Origin of the sequence: Bacillus sp. HU-1818 (assembly GCF_022695965.1) — a bacterium.
In the GTDB taxonomy this organism is placed as follows: Bacteria; Bacillota; Bacilli; order Bacillales; family Bacillaceae; genus Bacillus; species Bacillus atrophaeus.
On sequence record NZ_JAAPBE010000002.1, the window covers coordinates 955,901 to 975,384 of the forward strand.

20 protein-coding genes are annotated in these 19,484 nt (G+C 44.6%); 4 read left to right on the forward strand and 16 right to left on the reverse strand.

Translation table 11 applies throughout. The features are described 5' to 3' along the window. Positions 1-3 precede the first annotated feature (3 nt). Together comA and GXP75_RS10140 are read left to right on the forward strand one after the other, a co-directional pair. Complete coding sequence (gene comA, locus GXP75_RS10135; protein ID WP_061570552.1) at positions 4-645, forward strand: two-component system response regulator ComA; 642 nt, start codon at positions 4-6, stop codon at positions 643-645. Between the two features lie 17 nt (positions 646-662). After that, positions 663-1,043 (forward strand): hotdog fold thioesterase, encoded by a 381-nt coding sequence (locus tag GXP75_RS10140; protein WP_061570551.1) that lies wholly within the window; start codon positions 663-665, stop codon positions 1,041-1,043. A gap of 38 nt (positions 1,044-1,081) precedes the next feature. Here the strand turns inward: GXP75_RS10140 and mnhG are convergent, their stop codons facing one another. The 7 genes from mnhG to GXP75_RS10175 are packed head-to-tail and all read right to left on the reverse strand — an operon-like array spanning position 1,082 to position 6,850. Then, complete coding sequence (mnhG, locus tag GXP75_RS10145; RefSeq protein WP_214919116.1) at positions 1,082-1,456, reverse strand: monovalent cation/H(+) antiporter subunit G; 375 nt, start codon at positions 1,454-1,456, stop codon at positions 1,082-1,084. Beyond that, on the reverse strand, positions 1,440-1,724 hold the full coding sequence (locus tag GXP75_RS10150; RefSeq protein WP_061570549.1) for a Na(+)/H(+) antiporter subunit F1: 285 nt from the start codon (positions 1,722-1,724) through the stop codon (positions 1,440-1,442). Before GXP75_RS10150 ends, mnhG begins: the two co-directional genes overlap by 17 nt. Beyond that, a complete protein-coding gene (locus GXP75_RS10155) occupies positions 1,724-2,200 on the reverse strand; it encodes a Na+/H+ antiporter subunit E (protein ID WP_214919117.1) in 477 nt (158 codons plus the stop codon). The genes GXP75_RS10150 and GXP75_RS10155 overlap by 1 nt, the downstream gene beginning before the upstream one ends. Before the next feature lie 5 nt (positions 2,201-2,205). Continuing rightward, positions 2,206-3,687: a Na+/H+ antiporter subunit D gene (locus GXP75_RS10160; protein ID WP_061570547.1), complete on the reverse strand. Its 1,482-nt coding sequence runs from the start codon at positions 3,685-3,687 to the stop codon at positions 2,206-2,208. Next, on the reverse strand, positions 3,680-4,021 hold the full coding sequence (locus GXP75_RS10165; protein WP_003327160.1) for a Na(+)/H(+) antiporter subunit C: 342 nt from the start codon (positions 4,019-4,021) through the stop codon (positions 3,680-3,682). The genes GXP75_RS10160 and GXP75_RS10165 overlap by 8 nt, the downstream gene beginning before the upstream one ends. After that, on the reverse strand, positions 4,021-4,452 hold the full coding sequence (locus tag GXP75_RS10170) for a Na(+)/H(+) antiporter subunit B (protein WP_003327161.1): 432 nt from the start codon (positions 4,450-4,452) through the stop codon (positions 4,021-4,023). The genes GXP75_RS10165 and GXP75_RS10170 overlap by 1 nt, the downstream gene beginning before the upstream one ends. Then, positions 4,430-6,850, reverse strand: a complete 2,421-nt coding sequence (locus GXP75_RS10175; RefSeq protein WP_242556717.1) for a Na+/H+ antiporter subunit A — start codon at positions 6,848-6,850, stop codon at positions 4,430-4,432. Before GXP75_RS10175 ends, GXP75_RS10170 begins: the two co-directional genes overlap by 23 nt. Before the next feature lie 243 nt (positions 6,851-7,093). Here GXP75_RS10175 and GXP75_RS10180 point away from each other — a divergent pair, with 243 nt between their 5' ends. Then, a complete protein-coding gene (locus tag GXP75_RS10180) occupies positions 7,094-7,309 on the forward strand; it encodes a hypothetical protein (protein WP_214919119.1) in 216 nt (71 codons plus the stop codon). A 41-nt stretch (positions 7,310-7,350) separates the two neighbouring features. Here the strand turns inward: GXP75_RS10180 and GXP75_RS10185 are convergent, their stop codons facing one another. The 7 genes from GXP75_RS10185 to malK all read right to left on the reverse strand — a co-directional run bounded on the left by GXP75_RS10185 (position 7,351) and on the right by malK (position 16,407). After that, on the reverse strand, positions 7,351-8,691 hold the full coding sequence (locus GXP75_RS10185) for a 2-hydroxycarboxylate transporter family protein (RefSeq protein WP_010789780.1): 1,341 nt from the start codon (positions 8,689-8,691) through the stop codon (positions 7,351-7,353). A gap of 152 nt (positions 8,692-8,843) precedes the next feature. Then, positions 8,844-9,803, reverse strand: a complete 960-nt coding sequence (gene nupQ, locus GXP75_RS10190; protein ID WP_214919120.1) for a guanosine ABC transporter permease NupQ — start codon at positions 9,801-9,803, stop codon at positions 8,844-8,846. Then, positions 9,804-10,850: an ABC transporter permease gene (locus GXP75_RS10195; protein ID WP_214919121.1), complete on the reverse strand. Its 1,047-nt coding sequence runs from the start codon at positions 10,848-10,850 to the stop codon at positions 9,804-9,806. Next, on the reverse strand, positions 10,843-12,375 hold the full coding sequence (locus GXP75_RS10200) for an ABC transporter ATP-binding protein (protein ID WP_242556718.1): 1,533 nt from the start codon (positions 12,373-12,375) through the stop codon (positions 10,843-10,845). Before GXP75_RS10200 ends, GXP75_RS10195 begins: the two co-directional genes overlap by 8 nt. A gap of 147 nt (positions 12,376-12,522) precedes the next feature. Continuing rightward, positions 12,523-13,602: a BMP family lipoprotein gene (locus tag GXP75_RS10205; protein WP_214919123.1), complete on the reverse strand. Its 1,080-nt coding sequence runs from the start codon at positions 13,600-13,602 to the stop codon at positions 12,523-12,525. 506 nt (positions 13,603-14,108) lie between these two features. Continuing rightward, positions 14,109-14,816: a response regulator gene (locus GXP75_RS10210; RefSeq protein ID WP_003327170.1), complete on the reverse strand. Its 708-nt coding sequence runs from the start codon at positions 14,814-14,816 to the stop codon at positions 14,109-14,111. After that, positions 14,809-16,407 carry a malate sensor histidine kinase MalK gene (gene malK / locus GXP75_RS10215; protein WP_214919124.1) on the reverse strand — a complete coding sequence of 533 codons (1,599 nt, stop codon included), beginning with the start codon at positions 16,405-16,407 and terminating at the stop codon, positions 14,809-14,811. Before malK ends, GXP75_RS10210 begins: the two co-directional genes overlap by 8 nt. Before the next feature lie 174 nt (positions 16,408-16,581). Here malK and GXP75_RS10220 point away from each other — a divergent pair, with 174 nt between their 5' ends. After that, positions 16,582-17,139, forward strand: coding sequence for a YufK family protein (locus tag GXP75_RS10220; protein WP_061570538.1), 558 nt, complete (start codon positions 16,582-16,584; stop codon positions 17,137-17,139). A 16-nt stretch (positions 17,140-17,155) separates the two neighbouring features. Here GXP75_RS10220 and GXP75_RS10225 read toward each other — a convergent pair whose 3' ends face one another. Together GXP75_RS10225 and GXP75_RS10230 are read right to left on the reverse strand one after the other, a co-directional pair. Next, on the reverse strand, positions 17,156-17,569 hold the full coding sequence (locus tag GXP75_RS10225; RefSeq protein ID WP_214919125.1) for a thiol-disulfide oxidoreductase DCC family protein: 414 nt from the start codon (positions 17,567-17,569) through the stop codon (positions 17,156-17,158). Between the two features lie 20 nt (positions 17,570-17,589). After that, positions 17,590-19,464, reverse strand: coding sequence for a transglycosylase domain-containing protein (locus GXP75_RS10230; RefSeq protein WP_214919126.1), 1,875 nt, complete (start codon positions 19,462-19,464; stop codon positions 17,590-17,592). Positions 19,465-19,484 lie beyond the last annotated feature (20 nt).

A 19,484-nucleotide genomic window follows, 5' to 3' on the forward strand; every position in this document is an offset into this window, starting at 1 on the left:
AACATGAAAAAGATACTTGTGATTGATGACCATCCGGCTGTCATGGAAGGCACCAAGACAATTCTGGAAACAGATTCAAATCTTTCTGTCGATTGTCTCAGTCCTGATGCCAGTGAACATTTTGTTCACAATCATGATTTTGCAGCTTATGATCTCATCCTAATGGATTTAAATCTAGGTGAAATCAACGGGATGGAGCTTTCTAAAAAGATATTAAAAGAGAATCCTCTCTGCAAAATCATTGTTTATACCGGCTATGAAGTGGAGGATTATTTTGAGGAGGCCATTCGTGCGGGGCTGCACGGCGCGATCAGCAAAACCGAATCAAAAGAAAAGATTACGCAATACATATATCATGTGCTCAATGATGAAATCTTAGTGGATTTTTCTTATTTTAAACAGTTGGTCACTCATCAAAAAACAAAACCGGCTGCCGCTTCGCAAAATGATCAAGATGTTCTGACGCCAAGAGAATGCCTCATTCTTCAAGAGGTGGAAAAGGGATTTACCAATCAGGAAATAGCTGACGCGCTCCATCTGAGCAAGCGTTCGATTGAATACAGCCTGACGTCCATTTTCAACAAACTGAATGTTGGTTCCCGGACGGAAGCGGTGCTGATCGCAAAATCGGATGGCGTACTTTAAAAAAGGGAGTTAACGTAATGGATATGAAACATACATTGCTTGAAGCGCTGGGCATTGAGATTACGGAGAGCACGGCGGAAAGGTGTGTTTGCGTAATGCCCGTTGACCATCGTACGGTGCAGCCGTTTGGCTACCTGCATGGAGGTGCGTCAGCCGCTCTGGCGGAAACAGCGGCAAGCGTGGGAGCGCAGCACTTGATCGACCAAGAGACTCAGGCATGTGTGGGTCTGGAGATTAATGCGAATCATTTGAAAGCTGTAAACAAAGGAACGGTGAAAGCGATAGCTGAGCCCGTTCATAAAGGCAGAACGACAATTGTGTACGTCATCAACATTTATGATGACGAGGAGAGACTCATTTGTACCTCCCGATGCACGATGGCTGTCATTACGAAATAGAAAAACAGCCGGAACTCTGCCAGTCCGGCTGCTCACTTTTATAAGTATGAATCCTCTTTTCGTTTAATGACAAAGTTCCTGATCCCCTCGTAATCATCCTGCACACTTCTTTTATCCAGCTTGACGCCCGCACTATACGCGGCACGGCAGATTAAGTGTCCGCCGACAGGCGCTGTGATAAAGATGAATAAAATGCCGAGCAGAATTTTAATCGATATTTCTCCCGTTATAAACCACAAAAAGAAAAATACACCGAGCAAAATCACATTCACGCCGAGTGTTGATCCTTTTGAAGCGGCATGGGACCGCGTATACATATCCGGCAGCCGGAGCGTCCCGAAGGAAGCGACAAGACAGATGAGAGATCCCATAAGAACAAGGATGGCCACAATCCATTCAGCGATCGCGATCATTTTCGATAACCTCCCCTTTTTCTAAGAATTTAGAAAATGCGATTGTTCCGATAAAAGACAGAATGCCTAATAATAAAATAATATCCAAAAACACGCTCGTGCGCAGTAAAATGGAGACGAGCGCCGTAATGGCAATCAGGTTGATGCCGATTGCATCAAGCGCCACCACCCGGTCTGGCACAGACGGCCCTTTGATGACCCGGATGACATAAAGAAGAGTCGAGACCGCCATAATGCCGAGTGAAATCTGAAGAATGACAGTAAGCATCAGCGGCTCACCTCCTGAATTGCTTTTTCAAAAGAAAGGCGGATGTCGTGTATCGCTTTTTCAGCATCTTCGATATCCATCGCATGGATATAAAGAATGTCTCCATCATCGGAAATATCCATCACAAGTGTACCCGGGGTTAAGGTAATAAGCAGAGAAAGCAAAGTGATCTCCCAATCCTCCGTTAACTCAGTTTTAAACGCGAAAATCCCAGGCCGTATGTTGAGTTTCGGCTTTATAATCGCTTTTAACACACTGACATTGGCAAGGTACAATTCTTTTATGAATATCAGAACGAGTTTGATGACAGCCCACAGCTTCCACAGGTAGAATGGGTGGGCAAAGAACCGCCTGAAGAAAAAGAGCGACACCATGCCTAACACAAACCCCGTTACGAAGCTGACGGCGCTCGCATCATTACTTAGCAGCATCCAGCAAAAAGCGAGAAAAATATTTAATAAAAGTTGAAAAGCCATGCCATCTACTCCTTCAAAACAGCTTCAATATATTTTTCCGGATTCAGTAATGTTTCTGCCGCCTGGTTGACGTAAGGTGACACATACTCTGTTCCGAGTCCGAAAAGAAGGGACAATAAGAGGAATACCGCTGCCGGATAAAGCAGTCCCTTTGCTGTTCGTTTTTCCTGATTTGGCGTTTCTTTTTCTTCTCCCCAAAAAGCATACATGAAGATTTTCAGGACCGAGTACAGAACGAGCAGGCTGGACAATAAGACCAGTATGGATATCACAAATTCCCCTTGGGCAAAACCGCCTTCCGCAATTTTAAACTTACCGACAAACCCGCTGAACGGCGGGATTCCCGCGAGAGAGACAGCGGATATTAAAAACATCCACCCGAGAACAGGATACCTCTTAATCAGTCCGCTCATTTTATGAAGGCTGGCCGTGCCTGTCAGGGTGATCAGCGTGCCCGCCAGCATAAATAACGCGCCTTTAATCAACATATCGTGGATTAAGTAGTAAATCGCCCCTTGAATTGAAGCGGGTGTATTGACTGCAATCCCAAATAAAATGACGCCAACCGCCGTAATAATATTATAAATGACAATTTTCATCACATCAGAATAGGCGATTGAGCCGATGACCCCGAATAAAATCGTAAGAGCCGCAAGCCACATCATTAACTGATGGGTAAATGGGGTGTCGTGGATGAAAATGAGCGTAAATACCCTCGTAATGGCATATAAGCCGACCTTTGTCAGCAAAGCGCCGAACAAAGCGGCAATCGCGGTCGGAGGCGCATAATAAGACCCCGGCAGCCAAAAATAGAAGGGGAAGATCCCGCCTTTGAGGGCAAACACGATGAGAAAAAGAACACCGATCACAGTAATCAGCCCCGTTTGGCCCGATTCACTGATTTTTACACTCAGATCCGCCATATTTAACGTCCCTGTCACAGCGTACAGAAAACCGACACCGATGACGAAAAGTGCGGATGACACAATATTAAACACAATATACTTTAACGATTCTCTAAGCTGGATCTTTGTTCCTCCGAGAACGATCAGCATATAGGATGCAATAAGCAAAAGCTCAAAAAATACATACATGTTAAATAAATCGCCTGTTAAAAACGCCCCGCTGACACCGGCAAGCAAAAATTGCACACCGGAATAATAGAATGAGCGCTCCCGTTTTTCACCGATTGAACGGTATGAATAGAGGACAATCAACAGGCCGATGACGGCTGTTGTTAAAACAAGCAGGCTGGCAAACTGGTCTGCGGCAAGCACAATGCCGTAAGGCGCTTTCCAGCCGCCGAGATTCAGGGTTTGAACCCCTTTTGTAAAAACGGTCTGAACGAGGATTGCGCTGATGACAATCGCAAGAACAGAAGCCGCTGCGCTGAAGACCCGTGTGAGCATAATGCGCTTGTTCATAAAAATCAGCGCTACTGCCGCCAGCAGCGGAATAAGAATTGGTAAAATAACAAAATTATTCATGTTGATCATTTCCCCTCATTTGATCCATATCATCTGTATGCAATTCCTGATAGGCGCGAAAGGCCATAACGAGGATAAAGGAGGTAACGCCGAATGAAATGACGATAGCCGTCAAAATCAAGGCTTGCGGAAGCGGATCAACAAATGCCTTCGCATGCTCGCTTAAAACCGGCGGAGCGCCTTTCTTTAAGCCGCCCATGGTAAGAAGCAGCAAGTGTACGCCATGGCTCAAAAGCGCCGTTCCGATAATCACCCGGAGCAGGCTTTTAGAGAGCAGCAAATAGGTTGCCGCCATAAATATAATTCCGGCAATTACAGCCATTAAGATTTCCATTATTCTTCCTCTCCAATCGTCTGAATAATGGTCATCGTCACACCGACAACAACAAGATAAACACCTAAATCAAACAGCGTGGCTGTCGCAAGTTCAGTTTTGCCGAGAAACGGCAAATGAAAATACCCGAACGTATGGGAGAGGAAAGGGGCGCCGAAAACGAAAGCCCCCGCACCTGTTAAAATCGCGATGAGAAGTCCCGTACCCGCCACATAAATGAAGTTTACCGGCAAAATGGCCTTCACTGTTTTTAAATCGTAGGCCAAGAGTAAAAGGACGATAGAAGACGAGGTAATCAGCCCGCCGACAAATCCTCCGCCAGGCGCATTATGCCCTGATAAAAACAAATAGAAAGAGAAAAGCAAAATAATAAAGGATACGAGTTTTGTTACGGTTTGCAATATCATGTCATTTGTCTTCTCTTGGTTCAACGCTTTTCCCCTCCTCATTCACTTTTGTTTTGATCATGCCGTAGATGCCGAGAGCGGCTATCGTCAATACCGTAATTTCGAACATCGTATCAAAGCCCCTGAAATCAACCAGGATGACATTGACTACATTGTCTCCTCCGCCAAGATCATGGCTGTGTTCTGTGAAAAAGGAAGCGATGCTGTCTTTTGTCCGCTGGCTTGAAGATGCGATGCCGAGCAGAGTGACGATGATGCCGACTCCTAAGCTGATGATAAAATTGTTCAGGCGGAACGTTCTTGTTTTCTTTTTCCATCGGAGTTTCGGCAAATGATAGAAGCAAAGAAGAAACAGCGCAACAGAAATCGTTTCGATGACAAGCTGCGTCAATGCTAAATCCGGCGCTCTGAAAATCACAAAAAACAGTGCAAGGGTATAACCGACGACCCCGAGCGAAATAATGGCAGTTAATCTTGATTTGGCGAATACAGTCGCCGCGGTTGCACTGATCATGACAACTGAAAGAATGATTTCATATAACCCGATTTTTGCAGTTCCTTCTGCCGAAAACGAAAATCCGCCTTTAAAGACGAGAGCGGACCCCATCAGAATGATAAAAGCCGCAAATACATACAGCAAATAATCTCTTAAAAATCCGGTCATATACCGTTTTGTCACTTGATACGACCCTTTTTCCATCCCGATTGTCAGCTTGTCGTAAAGCCGGTTCAGCGTGAGCTTTTCTGGAAATAGCTTATAAATGCCTTTCCACTTCGATAAGGTCAAGTATCCGGCCGTTCCGATGACAATAATGCCTAGTGTCATAAATACCTCGGCAGTAAATCCATGCCATTGCGAGATATGAACATGAAATTTTTCATGGCTGTCCAGGAGAGTCGGATAAATCGAACTCACCGCCGGCTCTATCAGGCTGTAGGACAATATATTCGGAAAGAAGAACAGGCTCACCGCAAATGCGACAAGAATAACGGGTGAAATCAGCATGCCGATTGGAGCCTCATGTGCTTTTTTCTCAAGCTTGTCGGGCTGATAGGTGCCCCTGAACGTTTGAAACAGCAGTTTCATGCTGTAGATAAATGTAAAGACACTTCCGATCCAAGCGAGTACAGGGAAAAGCACTCCCCACGTCTGGACATTAAATAAGTCAACATGAGTTACCCGTAGCATACTTGTAAAAAACATTTCTTTACTCAAGAACCCGTTAAAAGGCGGAAGGCCGGCCATTGAGAACGTTCCGATCAGAGAAATGGTGAAGGTGATCGGCATAATGGCCATCAGACCGCCCAGCCTGCGTATATCTCTTGTACCCGTTTCATGATCAATGATCCCGGCTGCCATAAATAAACTTCCTTTAAATGTGGCATGGTTGATCAAATGAAAGATTGCGGCCATTGTTGCGACCGTATAGTACTCTGTGTTGTCATAATGCAGAGCGGCTGCACCGGCCCCGAGCATGGCCACGACCATTCCAAGCTGGCTGACTGTGGAAAAGGCCAAAATCGATTTTAAATCAGTTTGTTTCACAGCATGGAACGAACCCCATACCATGGTAATAATTCCGGTAAGAGACACAATCCAAAACCACTCAGAAGAAAAGGCGAAAACAGGACTGAATCTTGCAATGATATAAATGCCCGCCTTTACCATAGTAGCGGAATGAAGATAGGCGCTGACAGGGGTTGGCGCTTCCATGGCATCCGGCAGCCAGATGTAAAATGGAAACTGTGCTGATTTGGTAAATGCCCCTAATAGAATCAGAATCATCGCAGGAATAAAGAAATCATGACCCGCAATCAAGTGAACCTGGTTAATCATTTCTCTGATACTGAAGGAATCTGTAATGATATACAGAAGGATAAAGCCCCCAAGCATACAAAGTCCGCCAAATACAGTAATCAGCAATGATTTCGTTGCCCCGTAGCGTGACTTTTCCCGTTTGTACCAATACCCGATCAATAAAAACGATGACAGGCTAGTCAGCTCCCAGAACATATAAAGGACCATTACATTGTCTACCAAAACAACGCCGAGCATGGCACCCATAAACATCAATAAGTAGACATAAAAAGGGCCGAGCTGTTCCTTTTCCTTTGATAAGTAAAAAATGCTGTACAGTACTACCAAAGCTCCGATCCCTGTGATCAATAAGGCGAACAGCAAACCGAGACCGTCTATATAAACGGTAAAGTTAATGCCTAATGACGGAATCCATTCTAATACGGACCTGACTGTCTCTCCAGCCATCGTAATGCTGAGCATACGAATAAAGTATATAAACAGCAAAACCGGAAGGGCTAATACAAACCAGCCGGTATGAATTTTTTTTGCATATTTTGCAAAAAAGGGAATGAAAAAAGCGAATAAAAAAGGCGATAAAATAGCGAAATGTAATAGCTGCAAAAAATAAGACCTCCTTCTGTCTTTCTCGATTGGCGTATGGCTCTATGTATAAATAAACCGTAAGAATAAACAGTCAAACGACCCAGTCCAAATTATAACGCACATTTTATACGGATGTCATGATGCAATGCGGGAAAATGAGGTTTATAAGGTCCTTTGAACTCAAATTAAGTTTAACAAAAATCAATCTGTTTGTATATTCAATTTGTCCCTGGCTCATGCTGTTAACAGGGAGCTGATAAGATGAGAAGAAAAGCCGCCGTATGTTCTGTCTTATTTTGTACGATAACAGCGGGAACATTCATCGTGAATAAATATGAAGGTCGACGCTCATCCGTAAGTGTGGATGAATGGGAACATTTTTTTCTTGCAGAGCATCTGACAGATGAGATAAAAGAAACGGAATCTCAGCATATTCCATTCGAGCCGCGGGAGTATATGAGGATTGTCACACGATAAAAAAGAGTTCTGCCGCAAGGGCAGAACTCTTTTCCGGTATATTATGAAGTGAAAAATCGCAGTAAGATCGTTGCTGAAATGACTGTTCCCGCTCCGCCGAGACGGGTTGAGATTTGAGCGAAAGGCATAAGGCCCATTCTTCCTGAAGCGGACAAAATCGCGACATCTCCTGTTCCGCCGAGTCCGCTGTGACAGCAGGTGACAATTGCAGATTCGACAGGATACATGTTCATCAGCTTGCCCACAAAATATCCCGATGTAATCATGGCAACGACTACTGAGATACAGATGATAACAAATGGAATCGAAATGACAGACGCCACGTCATCTAACGGAATAAACAAAATACCGAGACCTACCATAAGAGGCCATGTAAAGCTTGAAGAAATAAATTTGTAAAGCTGATAAGCTCCATCTTCCATCTTTTTCGGCAGGATATTCGCATATTTCACTGCCGCTGCCGAAATGATCATTAAAATCGCACCGGGAATGAAAATGAATTTTTCTAATAATCCTCCGAAGATAAAGAACGTACAGGCAAGCAGAACACCGGCGCCCATTAGTTTAAAATCAATTTTTGCTTCAACTTCCTTCTGGTTGAAGATATCATTTGCTTGCTTTGATTTCACGAGGCGTCCGTTGCCGTTAAGCTCAGGCCGTTTTTCGCCTAATTTTTTCATCAAAGCTGCACAGATGATGGCGACAACGTTCCCGATGATCGCAGCCGGCACAAGCTGAGACACGTATACGTCGGCTGAAGAACCCAAGATTTGCGAGTACGCAAGCGAGAGAGGTAAAATTCCTTCACCTATTCCCCCGGCAATAATCGGAACGATCACAAAGAAAAAGGAGTCGTACACGCTGTAGCCAAAAATCAAACCGACAAGCACACCCGCAGCCACCGCAGCAAGCGTACCAGCGACCAAAGGGACGAACATTCTGATAAATCCCTGGATCAATACAATTCGGTTCATGCCGAGGATACTTCCTACAACAAGACAAGCAATATAGAAATAAAGGAAATTCGATGTTTTCATTAAATTCGTAACCGCGTCTAAAGAGGCGGGGTTTAACACTTTAAAAAACACCAAAAAAGAAGGGACAAACAGAGACAAAATAGCCGGTCCGCCGATATCTTTTAAAATCGGAATGCGCTGGCCGATATCTCCGAGAAAAACACCCAGTATCATGATGATGGCAAATCCGCCAAGCATGTTTGCCGGCAGCTCATTGTAATAAGCTGAAAGAATAATAATAACTGCTAAAACTGTATATAATGGCAGAGGTATCACACCAATTTCCCATGTCCATATTTTTTGAAACAGGTTTTTCTTTTGTGGTACATCAGGTGAAACCACCTCTGTTTTATTGACAGCTCCCATTGTCATACACCCCCATGTCTTTTGTTACAGTGTAAAAGAAAGCGTTAACAATTAATATTTTTTTAAATTAAAAAATCAATAAATAACTAAATTAACAGGGTATATTGACATAGTAAAAAACCCCCAGGAACATACTTCCGGGGGAGGGTGAGTTAACGTTTTCCTTTAATATAAGGGATGCCGTTAGCTTTCGGCGCATCCGCACGGCCGATAAAACCGGTCAGTGCGAGAATGGTTAATACATAAGGGGCAATCAGCATATATACGTTCGGTATGTCTTTGAAAAGCGGAAGCAGCGAGCCGATGATGCTTAAGCTTTGCGCAAAACCGAAAAACAATGCCGCGCCGAGCGCTCCGATTGGATGCCATTTTCCGAAAACAAGTGCGGCGAGCGCGATGAAACCTTGGCCGGAAATGGTGGAGTGGGTAAAATCAAGTGCGATTGTAGAAGCATACACGCCGCCGCCGAGACCGCCTAGCAGTCCGCTTAGCATGACGCCGATATACCTCATTTTATATACATTGATCCCCATAGTATCAGCCGCCAGCGGATGCTCGCCGACTGACCGGATGCGAAGGCCGAATGGTGTTTTGAACAGAATAAACCAAGAAACAAAGGCCAGCGCGATGGCGAGGATAGATGTATAATACACATCTGAAAAGAAAATCTTTCCTAACACGGGAATATCGCTTAAACCCGGAATATTCGTTTTATAAAAGGGTTCGGGGATTTTATCGGTTTGCGCTTTTCCGTAGATAAGCTTTACGATAAATAAAGTGGCCCCTAATGCGAGCATATTAATCGCTACCCCTGTGACGGTTTGATCCGCCCGAAATGAAATCGCGGCGACTGCGTGAATGATAGAAAACAGCGCGCCGGCAATCATAGCCGCTAAAAGCGAGAGCCAAGGTGCGGCTGCCCCGAGATCATGTCCAAAAAATAAGTTGAATAAGACACTGGTGAAGGCGCCGATGATCATCAGCCCTTCAAGGCCGATATTTACTACGCCTGATCTCTCGGAAAAGACACCTCCGAGCGCCGTTAAAATGAGCGGGGCTGCATACACAAGCGTGGCCGGGACAATGATTGATAAAATTTGCAGGAAGTCCACTTATTTTGCCCCCTTTTTCTTCAATTTCTCCAGCATCAAACGGATGGCATAGCTGGACGCAACAAATAAAATAATAATGGCGATTACGATGTCGACAACTTCTGTCGGCACACCCGATTCAATCGGCATGTTTAAAGCGCCGACCTTCAGCCCGCCTAACAGACAAGCCGCAAGCACAACGCCTAAGGCTGTGTTTCCTCCAAGAAGAGCCACGGCGATTCCGTCAAATCCTACGCCTGTAAATGCCCCTTTCACTCCGGCGTAACCAAAAGTTCCGAGACCTTCCATAGCGCCGGCAAGGCCCGCAAAACCTCCGGATATCAGCATCGAGGTCATGATATTTTTACGCACGCTCATTCCGGCATATTGAGAAGCGTGCTGGTTGAAGCCGACTGCCCGAAGCTCAAATCCTTTGGTTGTTTTATTGATGATAAACCACATCAAAACAGCCGCAAGAAGCGCGACAAGAATCCCCCAGTGAAGGCGCGAAAAATCGGTAATCTGCTCAAAAAAAGGAGAGCGGAGGGAGGCCGATTCATGGATTTTCTCTGTTTTATCCTGATTGTCTGTCATCACATTTGAGATCAAATAATTAGTCACATGCAGCGCAATATAATTCATCATAATGGTGACGATTACCTCATGAACGTAGAAGCGCGCTTTTAAAAATCCGGGAATGAAACCCCATAAACCGCCGGCGGCAGCTGCTGTAATCAGAGCAAGCGGCAGGTGAATATACGCCGGGCCGTCAAATGCCGTTCCGACCCACACGGCAGCCGTCCATCCGACAAGGAGCTGCCCCTCAACACCGATATTAAAAAGACCGGTTCTGAATGCGAAGGCTACAGCCAAGCCGGATAAAATATACGGTGTAACCTGGCGCACCGTTTCGCCGATATAGTAAATTTCGCCGAATATCCCATTCCACAAGGCGGAATATCCGCTGACAACGCTGTAGCCGCTGGCAAGCATAATCACTGCCCCGGCTGACAGCCCGAGAATAATGGCGATCAGCGGAATGAGTAAATGAGAGAGACGTTTATACATTTGCTTTCCCCGCTTCCTTGTGCGTACTTCCTGCCATCAAGAGGCCGAGCTCCTGCTCCGTTGTTTCTTGCGGATTTACATTTGCGATAATGCTGCCTTCAAATATGACGGCAATGCTGTCACTTAGATTGATGATTTCATCCAGTTCAAAAGAAAGAAGGAGAACGGCTTTTCCAGCGTCGCGCTGTTCAATCAGCTTTTTATGGACAAATTCAATGGCCCCGACATCAAGCCCGCGTGTTGGCTGAGCGGCGATTAACAAATCCGGGTTCCTGTCCACTTCGCGGCCGATAATGGCTTTTTGCTGGTTTCCGCCTGATAAAGCCCGCGCATGTGTATATTCATCAGGCGTCCTGACATCGTATTCTTTTATCAGGCTGTTCGCTTTTTTATAAATCTCGCTTTTATTTAAAACGCCGAACGCCGAAAAAGGTTTATGGTAATAGCTTTGAAGGGCAATATTTTCTCCGATCGGGAAATCAAGCACGAGCCCGTGTTTATGGCGGTCCTGCGGGATATGACCGACGCCTGATTCTGTCACCTTTCTTGGCTTCAAGTTTTGAATTTGCTTTCCGTTTAAGGAGATTGTTCCAGATTCCGTTTTTCTAAGGCCTGTGATCGCTTCGATTAACTCGGTCTGCCCGTTGCCGTCAACGCCGGCTATACCGACGATTTCACCCGCCCTTACAGAAAGGGACAGCTTTCTGACCGCTTCCACTCCGCGAATATCTTTTACAGTAACCGCATCAAGTGTGAGGACTTCCCCCTTTTGCCGGGCGGCTTTTTTTTCGGTTGTGAACGAGACGTCCCGTCCGACCATCAGGCTGGCCAGCTCATCTTTGGTGGTATTTTGTACATCAAGTGTTTTGATGCCTTGTCCTTTTCGGATGATGGTGACGCAATCACAAACCTCCATGATTTCTTTTAATTTATGGGTGATGAGAATAATGGATTTTCCTTCACTCACCAAGTTTTTCATAATTTGAATCAGCTCTTTAATCTCCTGAGGCGTCAAAACAGCAGTCGGCTCATCGAAAATCAGAATGTCGGCTCCGCGATACAGGGTTTTTAATATTTCTGCACGCTGTTGCATTCCGACTGAAATATCGGATACCTTGGCTTCCGGATTAATTTGAAGGCCGTATTTGTCAGATATCTCCTGTACCTCTTCGGAAGCTCGCTTCCGGTCTATCCGGCCAAGCTTTTTTGGCTCCTTGCCGAGAATGATATTTTCGGCGACCGTAAACGTATCAACGAGCATAAAATGCTGATGCACCATTCCGATTCCAAGTTCATTCGCCTTGTTTGGGCTGTTAATGTGGACGCGCTCCCCGCGAACCCGTATTTCGCCTTTTTCAGGCTGATAGAGGCCGAACAGAACATTCATAAGGGTTGATTTTCCCGCTCCGTTTTCGCCGAGCAGCGCATGAATTTCGCCTTTTCCGACTTGGAGAGTAATGTTGTCATTGGCGACGATTCCGGGAAATTCCTTGCGTATATTGAGCATTTCAATAATATATTCCACAGGTTTGACCGCTCCTTTTATGTAGAGATGCTTTTTAGAAAGAGTCTGGCAAAAGAAAAGCTGCAAAGGAGAAAGTGCAGCTTTTCCTTTACCGCTCTGTCAGTAAAACAGGGGATAAGGGTTCGTTTCTCCTTATCCCCTGGGTTCTTATTCAGCTTTGAAGTTTTTAAGTTCCTTATCGGTTGACGGAACTTTTAGACCGTCGATAATTTTTTGTTTCCATTCATCAACTGATTTTTTGACATCGTCAGACAGGTTCTGGTCAGAGGATGAGATGCCCACCGCATCTTGGTCTAATCCGTATGTGATGGTTTTTCCGCCTGGGAAGTCGCCTTCACTCGCTTTTTTCGTTAAGTCTTCAACAGCTTTATCAACCTTTTTCACCATGGAGGTCAGTGTGACATTATCATCGGTTCCTTCCACTTGGCCTTCTGCGTATTGGTCTTTGTCAACGCCGATGACCCAGACGTCGCGTTTAGGATCTTCTTTTTTTAGGTTTTTCGCTTCTGTGAAGACTCCGGTTCCCGTCGCGCCTGCCGCGTGATAGATGACGTCAACGCCAGATTTGTACATGCTTTCCGCTGTGGCTTTACCGACTTCGGCTTTATCAAAAGCTCCGGCGTACTTTACTTCAACTGTCGCTTTAGGATCGGCAGCTTGTACACCCGCACGGAACCCGATTTCGAATTTTTTAATTAATTCAGATTCCATTCCGCCTACAAATCCGATTTTTCCTGTTTTACTGGACAGCGCTGCGGCAGCACCGACGAGGAAAGAGCCCTCATGCTCATTAAATGTAAGGCTCGCCACATTGTTTTTATCCACTACAGCATCAATGATCGCGAAATTCGTATCTTTGCGCTGATCGGCGATTTCACTGATGGAATCTTCCATCAAATAGCCGACGCCGTAGATCAGATCGAATTTTTCACGGGCCAATTTATTTAAGTTCGTTGTATAATCTGCATCAGATTTTGATTGAAGGTAGGTGTATCCGTTTTTGCCTTTTTTCAGCCCGTTATCTTTACCGAAAGCTTGAATGCCTTCCCAAGCTGATTGGTTAAAGGATTTGTCATCCACTCCGCCGGTGTCTGTTACCATCGCCACGCTGAATTTGTTTTTGTCCCCGCCGGAGCCGCTGCTTTTCTCGCTGTTCCCGCATGCCCCTAAAATGGCGCCTGCTGCGACCACAAGTGACATCGCCAAGCCGATTTTGCGTTTATTCAAGATATAACCCCCCAGTATAATTTGGTTCGTGCTGATCTGGCAGTCATGCTGATGGTTGTCCTGATCAAGTTTTCAATGGAAAAAGTGTGGGAATCAAGAAAACTTTCTGATAATAATGAAAAGATTGATCAAGGGCAGGTCTTTCTTCCCCTATACGGCATTATTCTTTGAATTTCCATCAAAAGGCGGGGAAGAGATGGATGTTGAGTCATTCCATTACGGAAAAACGTGAACACCGCTTTCAGAAGCGTGACTTATGACTTATGCATGAGGATCAACTAACCAATCATAATTTATCATTTTACTGGCAATAAATAAATAGAATTTCACACAATTTTTTAAAAAATAACTATTTTCTGAATTGAACCCCAAATTGTATCAAAAAAATGAATCAGACATGCCGTTGTTATTTCTATATAGCTTAAAGCGGGGAGAATTCAAGCTCTTTGGCATGATATGTACGCACAAAAAAAGCGCACTGTCCCGGGCAGAACAGTGCGCTTTTATTATAGATATTGTTTAATCCCGCTGGCATTTCCCGTGTTAACGTTGTACTGGAATACGGGTCTGCCGATCGTTCCATATGCCATTTCGACATTCAGCACTTGAATGTCTTCTAAAAATTTTAAATATTTTCGAATGGATACTTGAGAAATCTCTGTATGATTCGCTAGGTCTTCCGTCGTGAAGGAGGCACCTTCAAACGACTGAATGCTGGACCAAATGAGTTTCAGCGTGCTTTTTGTCAGGCCTTTTGGCAGATGCACTTTTTCAGATGCTTCTTTTTTCTGGAAAAGCTCCGCATCAAGTTCCTTTTGGCTCATGCTTCTGTGGGTCGAGTATACTTTTTGTTTACGGCGATAGTCAGAAAGAGCGGTTTGGAAGCGATCAAATTCAAAGGGCTTGATTAAATAATCGACGGCTCCGTAGCGGAGTGTTTTTTTGATAACATCAAGCTCACTCGCTGCTGAGATGACAATAACATCGACCGATTCATTCTGGCTTCTGATTTCAGTCAAAAGCTCCAAGCCGTTTTTCCCTGGCATATAAATATCGAGCAGAATCAAGTCGATATGATGCTCGCCTAAAACGTGCAGCGCGCTTTGAAAGGAAGAGGCGATTCCTTTCAGCTGGAAGCCTTCAATTTGGCTTAAATAGCGTTTATTTAATTCACCCACCATGGGGTCATCCTCAACTATTAATACATTAATCATGATGTTCCTCCTTCGATTCGTACGGTATGCGAAGACTGAAGGTCGTTCCTTCGTTCTTTTCACTGGTTACAATCATCTGGCCTTTCAGGTTCTCCATGCTTTGCTGGGTAAAGTAGAGGCCGAATCCGCGGTTTTTTCCTTTTGTTGAGTAGCCTTGTTCGAATATTTTTGTTTGGTCTTCTGCCGACAGGCCTGACCCGGTATCTGAAATTTCAATGTGCAGCTGTTTTTCGTGATAGCGCATGGACATGGATATTTGCTTTTTCGGCCTGTTTGACACCGCGTCGAGGGCGTTGTTTAAGAGATTGCCGATAATCGTAATCAGCTCATGGACCACAGACGGATCAGCCGCGTTCGGGATGACATTGTCGCATTGAATGTCCAAATCCGCGCCTTGCTCTCTTACATAGCTCTGCTTTCCTAACAGGAAACCCGCAAGGACCGAGCTTTTCACATCATTTATAATTTCACTTGTTTCTGATTTTTGCTGAATGGCAATGTCTTTAATATAATCTCCTAGATCATCATACTCTTTCAGCTGTACAAGGCCTAATATGACATGAAGTTTATTCATGAATTCATGAGATTGCGCTCTTAACGCGTTTGCGTACATTTTAACACCTGAAAGCTGTTCGGCTAAATGTTTAACCTCCGTTTTATCCCGAAATGTCGCGATTGCGCCGACAGTTTGTCCTTTCAGCTGGATGGGGACTTCGTTAAATACGAGCTCTAATCCGTTAATTCGGATATCTCTGTCTTGAAGAGGCTTTTTCGTTTCGATCACTTGTTTCAGCCGGCTCTTTGGCAAAACAGCATTAACATCCTGGTCGATCGGATTGACCTGTATGCCCATTTTAATAAACAGGCGCTTTGCTTCCGCGTTGGCAAGCTTGATTTTCCCTGATTCATCGACGGCGAGTATTCCTTCTTTCGTTGATTCAAGCATGGCGCTACGTTCTTGAAGAAGTGTCGCTATTTCATACGGCTCGAGACCATACATAATGTTTTTGACAGTACGGGCGACGATGACGGCTCCGATGACACCTACGAAGATGCTGACGCAAATAATAAAGTACAGCGGACGTAAGCTGTGGTTGATAATCTCATCTATTTCATTGATCGTTATGCCGACCGCTACCGCTCCGACCTGTTTCCCGTGCTTGTTATAGACAGGAACAAACGCTCTCATTGACTTTCCGAGCGTACCTGAGGCAGTACTGATATGAACATGCCCTTTTAGCGCTTTTGTTTCATCTCCGCCGGTAAACCGTTTTCCGATTTTGTCCGGATTCGGATGTGTTTTTCGGATCCCGTTCATGTCCATCACCACAACAAATTCAGTGTTTGTGATTTTTTGGACTTGGGAGGTATATTCGCGCAGCTCTTGATCTTTGCCATTCTCTAATGAATCGGGGACAATCGGAGCATCCGCAACCATTTCAGCGGTTTGCAGGGCAGTGGATTTTTCCTGCTCTCTGATACTTCGCGACGTTTGGGCGCCGATCGTAAAAAAGGTGATAAACAGTGCGATTAAGACGACGATACAAACAAAAATCGTTAATCTGGTTTGCAGTTTCAGCGTTTTTTTCATAGAAGCATTCCTCACGTTTTTAATTCCTGCGTACTACTTTACTCCCAAAATGCCGGTTTGTGAAGATTTGGGGCTTTATTTCGTAAAAAGGAGAAAAAATGGAATAATTTATCTTGTCAATGCGTTTTAAGTCCTCCATAATAAATGAGGTAGATTACAGAAAGGGACTTTACTATGAAAAATACATATTTGACAGGATATTTTCCGCTTATTGCTATCCTGCTCTTTAGTTCGTCTTTATCCATTTCAACTGCTCTCTATGCGATGAAGCTTCTGTCTTCATTGGGAATTTATGATGGAATGCTGGAGTATTTCTCGGAGAAAGGGATCAGACTCGCGTTATTCGCAGCATTTGCTCTTTTATATTTTATGGTTTTATCCGCTCTGAAATTAATTGCGAATACTGTGACGGAGCTTTCGCTTCTCTTTTTTGCACAAGACCCTGAGGGAAACAACCTGAAAAAAATCAGGCTGGGCGCTGCCATTTATTTAGGCGGAGGCATTTTATCCTTTGCGCTTGTACAAAATGTGTTTTGGATTGCGGCTCTCTTTGCCGTTGTCACACTTGCTTATTTTGTCTTTATTGTGTACAAAATTCATCCGACGCTGTCTATGGTTTCGCTAATCGGCTTCATTCTGCTGGAACTGCTGTTTTGGTTTACGTTTATTATTGGCATTTTGTTCATATTTATCAAGCTTTATAATAGCATAATGGCTAGCTTACCTGTGTAAGCTAGCCATTTTTGTATTACGGTAAAAATCTTTTTTTAATCGCAGGGGAGGGGAGCATGCATTCATTTTTCTTGCCGAACCATTTGTAGCGGTTTTTGGCAATCAAAGAGTAAACCATGTTTCTGACAGGTCTTGGCACGGCCAATAGGACAGCGGAGAACCGCCACGCCCCGCGTAAGTGGCGGAAGACTTTTATGGCGGCCGTAGATTTTGTGTAGACTTTGCCGTCTTCAATAAAAACAAAGCTGTCAAAGTGTTCCGTCGGCAGTCCGTTCAGTTTCAGCAGCCGCTGTCCCGTTTCTGATTGCAGCGATGAAAAGGAAATCAAACCGTCTGGATCTCGCTTAATGATGAATTGAACGGCGCCGTTGCATAAATTGCACACGCCGTCAAACAGCAGCACGCGATTTGGGATGTTATCAAGCTTCATGTCAGATCCCCTCCGATCTTTTAATAAGCCGCTTGCAGCGTGTTTCTCCAAATAGAAAGCTGCGGCCCCGCATTGTGAAGGTACTCGACGCTTCCCGGATTATCTTTTCCGACCCATACACCCATTGTGTACGTATCTGTTAAGCCGACAAACCACATGTCTTTATAATTATTCGAGGTTCCAGTTTTCCCGCCTACATAAGGAGCCTTGAAATTTGCTTTTTTCCCTGTTCCGCTTTTGACAACAGAGGCCATTAGCTGCCTTAATACATTGTTGGTGCGAATGCTGTATACTTGGACAGGTTTATCTTTCCATTTCAATATGGTTTTTCCGTTTAAATCAGTGACTTTCGTAATCGCACGGCTCGGCGTATAACTTCCGCTGTTTCCGAATGTCGTAAACGCGTTTGTCATTTCAAGCGGTGACATGCCGTCTGTAAAACCGCCAAGCGCCGCTGGCAGAACATAATCAGTATCTTTCAGTTCAGCAAAGTGAAACGGCTTTAAATAACTGAATCCAGTATTTACGCCGACACGGTCCAGCATTCTGATGGCAGGTGTGTTATACGAGTTTTTAAACGCTGTATCCAACGTCACAGTGCCATATGTGCGATTATTGTAGTTTTGCGGACAATATTCCTTGCTGCAAAACTTGCTGGCATCAATTGAGCTGGATGCCGTGGCACCCGTTTTTTCAATATAAGGGCCGTAATCCAGCAGCGGTTTAATTGATGAACCGGGCTGTCTGTAAGCCTGGTATGCGCGGTTAAAATCATATTTCGCATAATTTTTCCCGCCCGATAAGGCGACGATTTGATGCGTTTGATGGTTAACGACCGCGGCACCGCCCTGCACGCCTTCATAAGGAAGGTTCTGATTGACCTGGGCGACGACTTGATTTTGCATATACGGATCAAGCGCTGTGTAGATTTTCACCCCGTCTTTTAATAGGGAGCTTACTCTTTTTGACAGCTCTTTCTCTATTTTTGCTTTTTCTTTGTCATTTGCTTTTGCTAGACGTTTATCGAATCCTTCAGAAGAAGATACCAATTGTGTGAATTCCTCATTCACATAGGTAACATAGTCCGGATATTTGTTCTTCTTCTGGACGACGTCAAGCTTAATGTCCTCTTTGAGCGCTTTTTTCAGCTGTTTGTTTGTGATGACTCCTGCTTTTTTTAAGCCGTTAAGCAATCGTTCTTGACGGCTTTTCGTGTAGTCAAAATGCTTTAAAGGATCATATAATGTAGGGTTATTAGGTATAGCGCAAATAAAAGCCATTTCTCCCAGAGTGAGAGATTTCAGCGGCTTATTGAAATAAAACTGAGCCGCAGATCCGACGCCGTAAACGCCGTTATTAAAGTAAATCGTATTTAAGTAGCTTTCCAGAATTTCGTCCTTCGTAAGCTTTTTTTCAAGCTGATAGGAATACATGAGCTCAGTCAGCTTTCGGTTGAAGGTGCGTTCATGGCTTAAATACAGATTCCTCGACAGCTGCTGGGTAATGGTGCTCGCGCCTTGGTCGATTTTCTGGTCTTTAACATTGGACGCAGCGGCTCTGACCATTCCCATAAAGTCAAAGCCTTTATGTTCGTAGAAATGCCGGTCCTCGGAAGTCAGAAACAGCTGTTTGACTTCTTCTGGTATCTTCTTATAAGGCACCAGCACCCGGTTTTCATCATCGCTGACGATTTCAGATACGAGGGCGCCGTCTCTGTCATACATGTAGCTGTTTTGCACAAGGCTGACTTTTTCGAGATTGATATTTTTATCAAGTACCTGATCCAGAGATTTCATCTCTTTTACTTCTTTTCCGGAAGCGATTAAAGTAAATGCGAACAACGGGATTATGCAAAGGAGCAAAATCCATCCGATAATTGAACGTAACATGGCCACTCTCTTTTCTCCTAAATTCT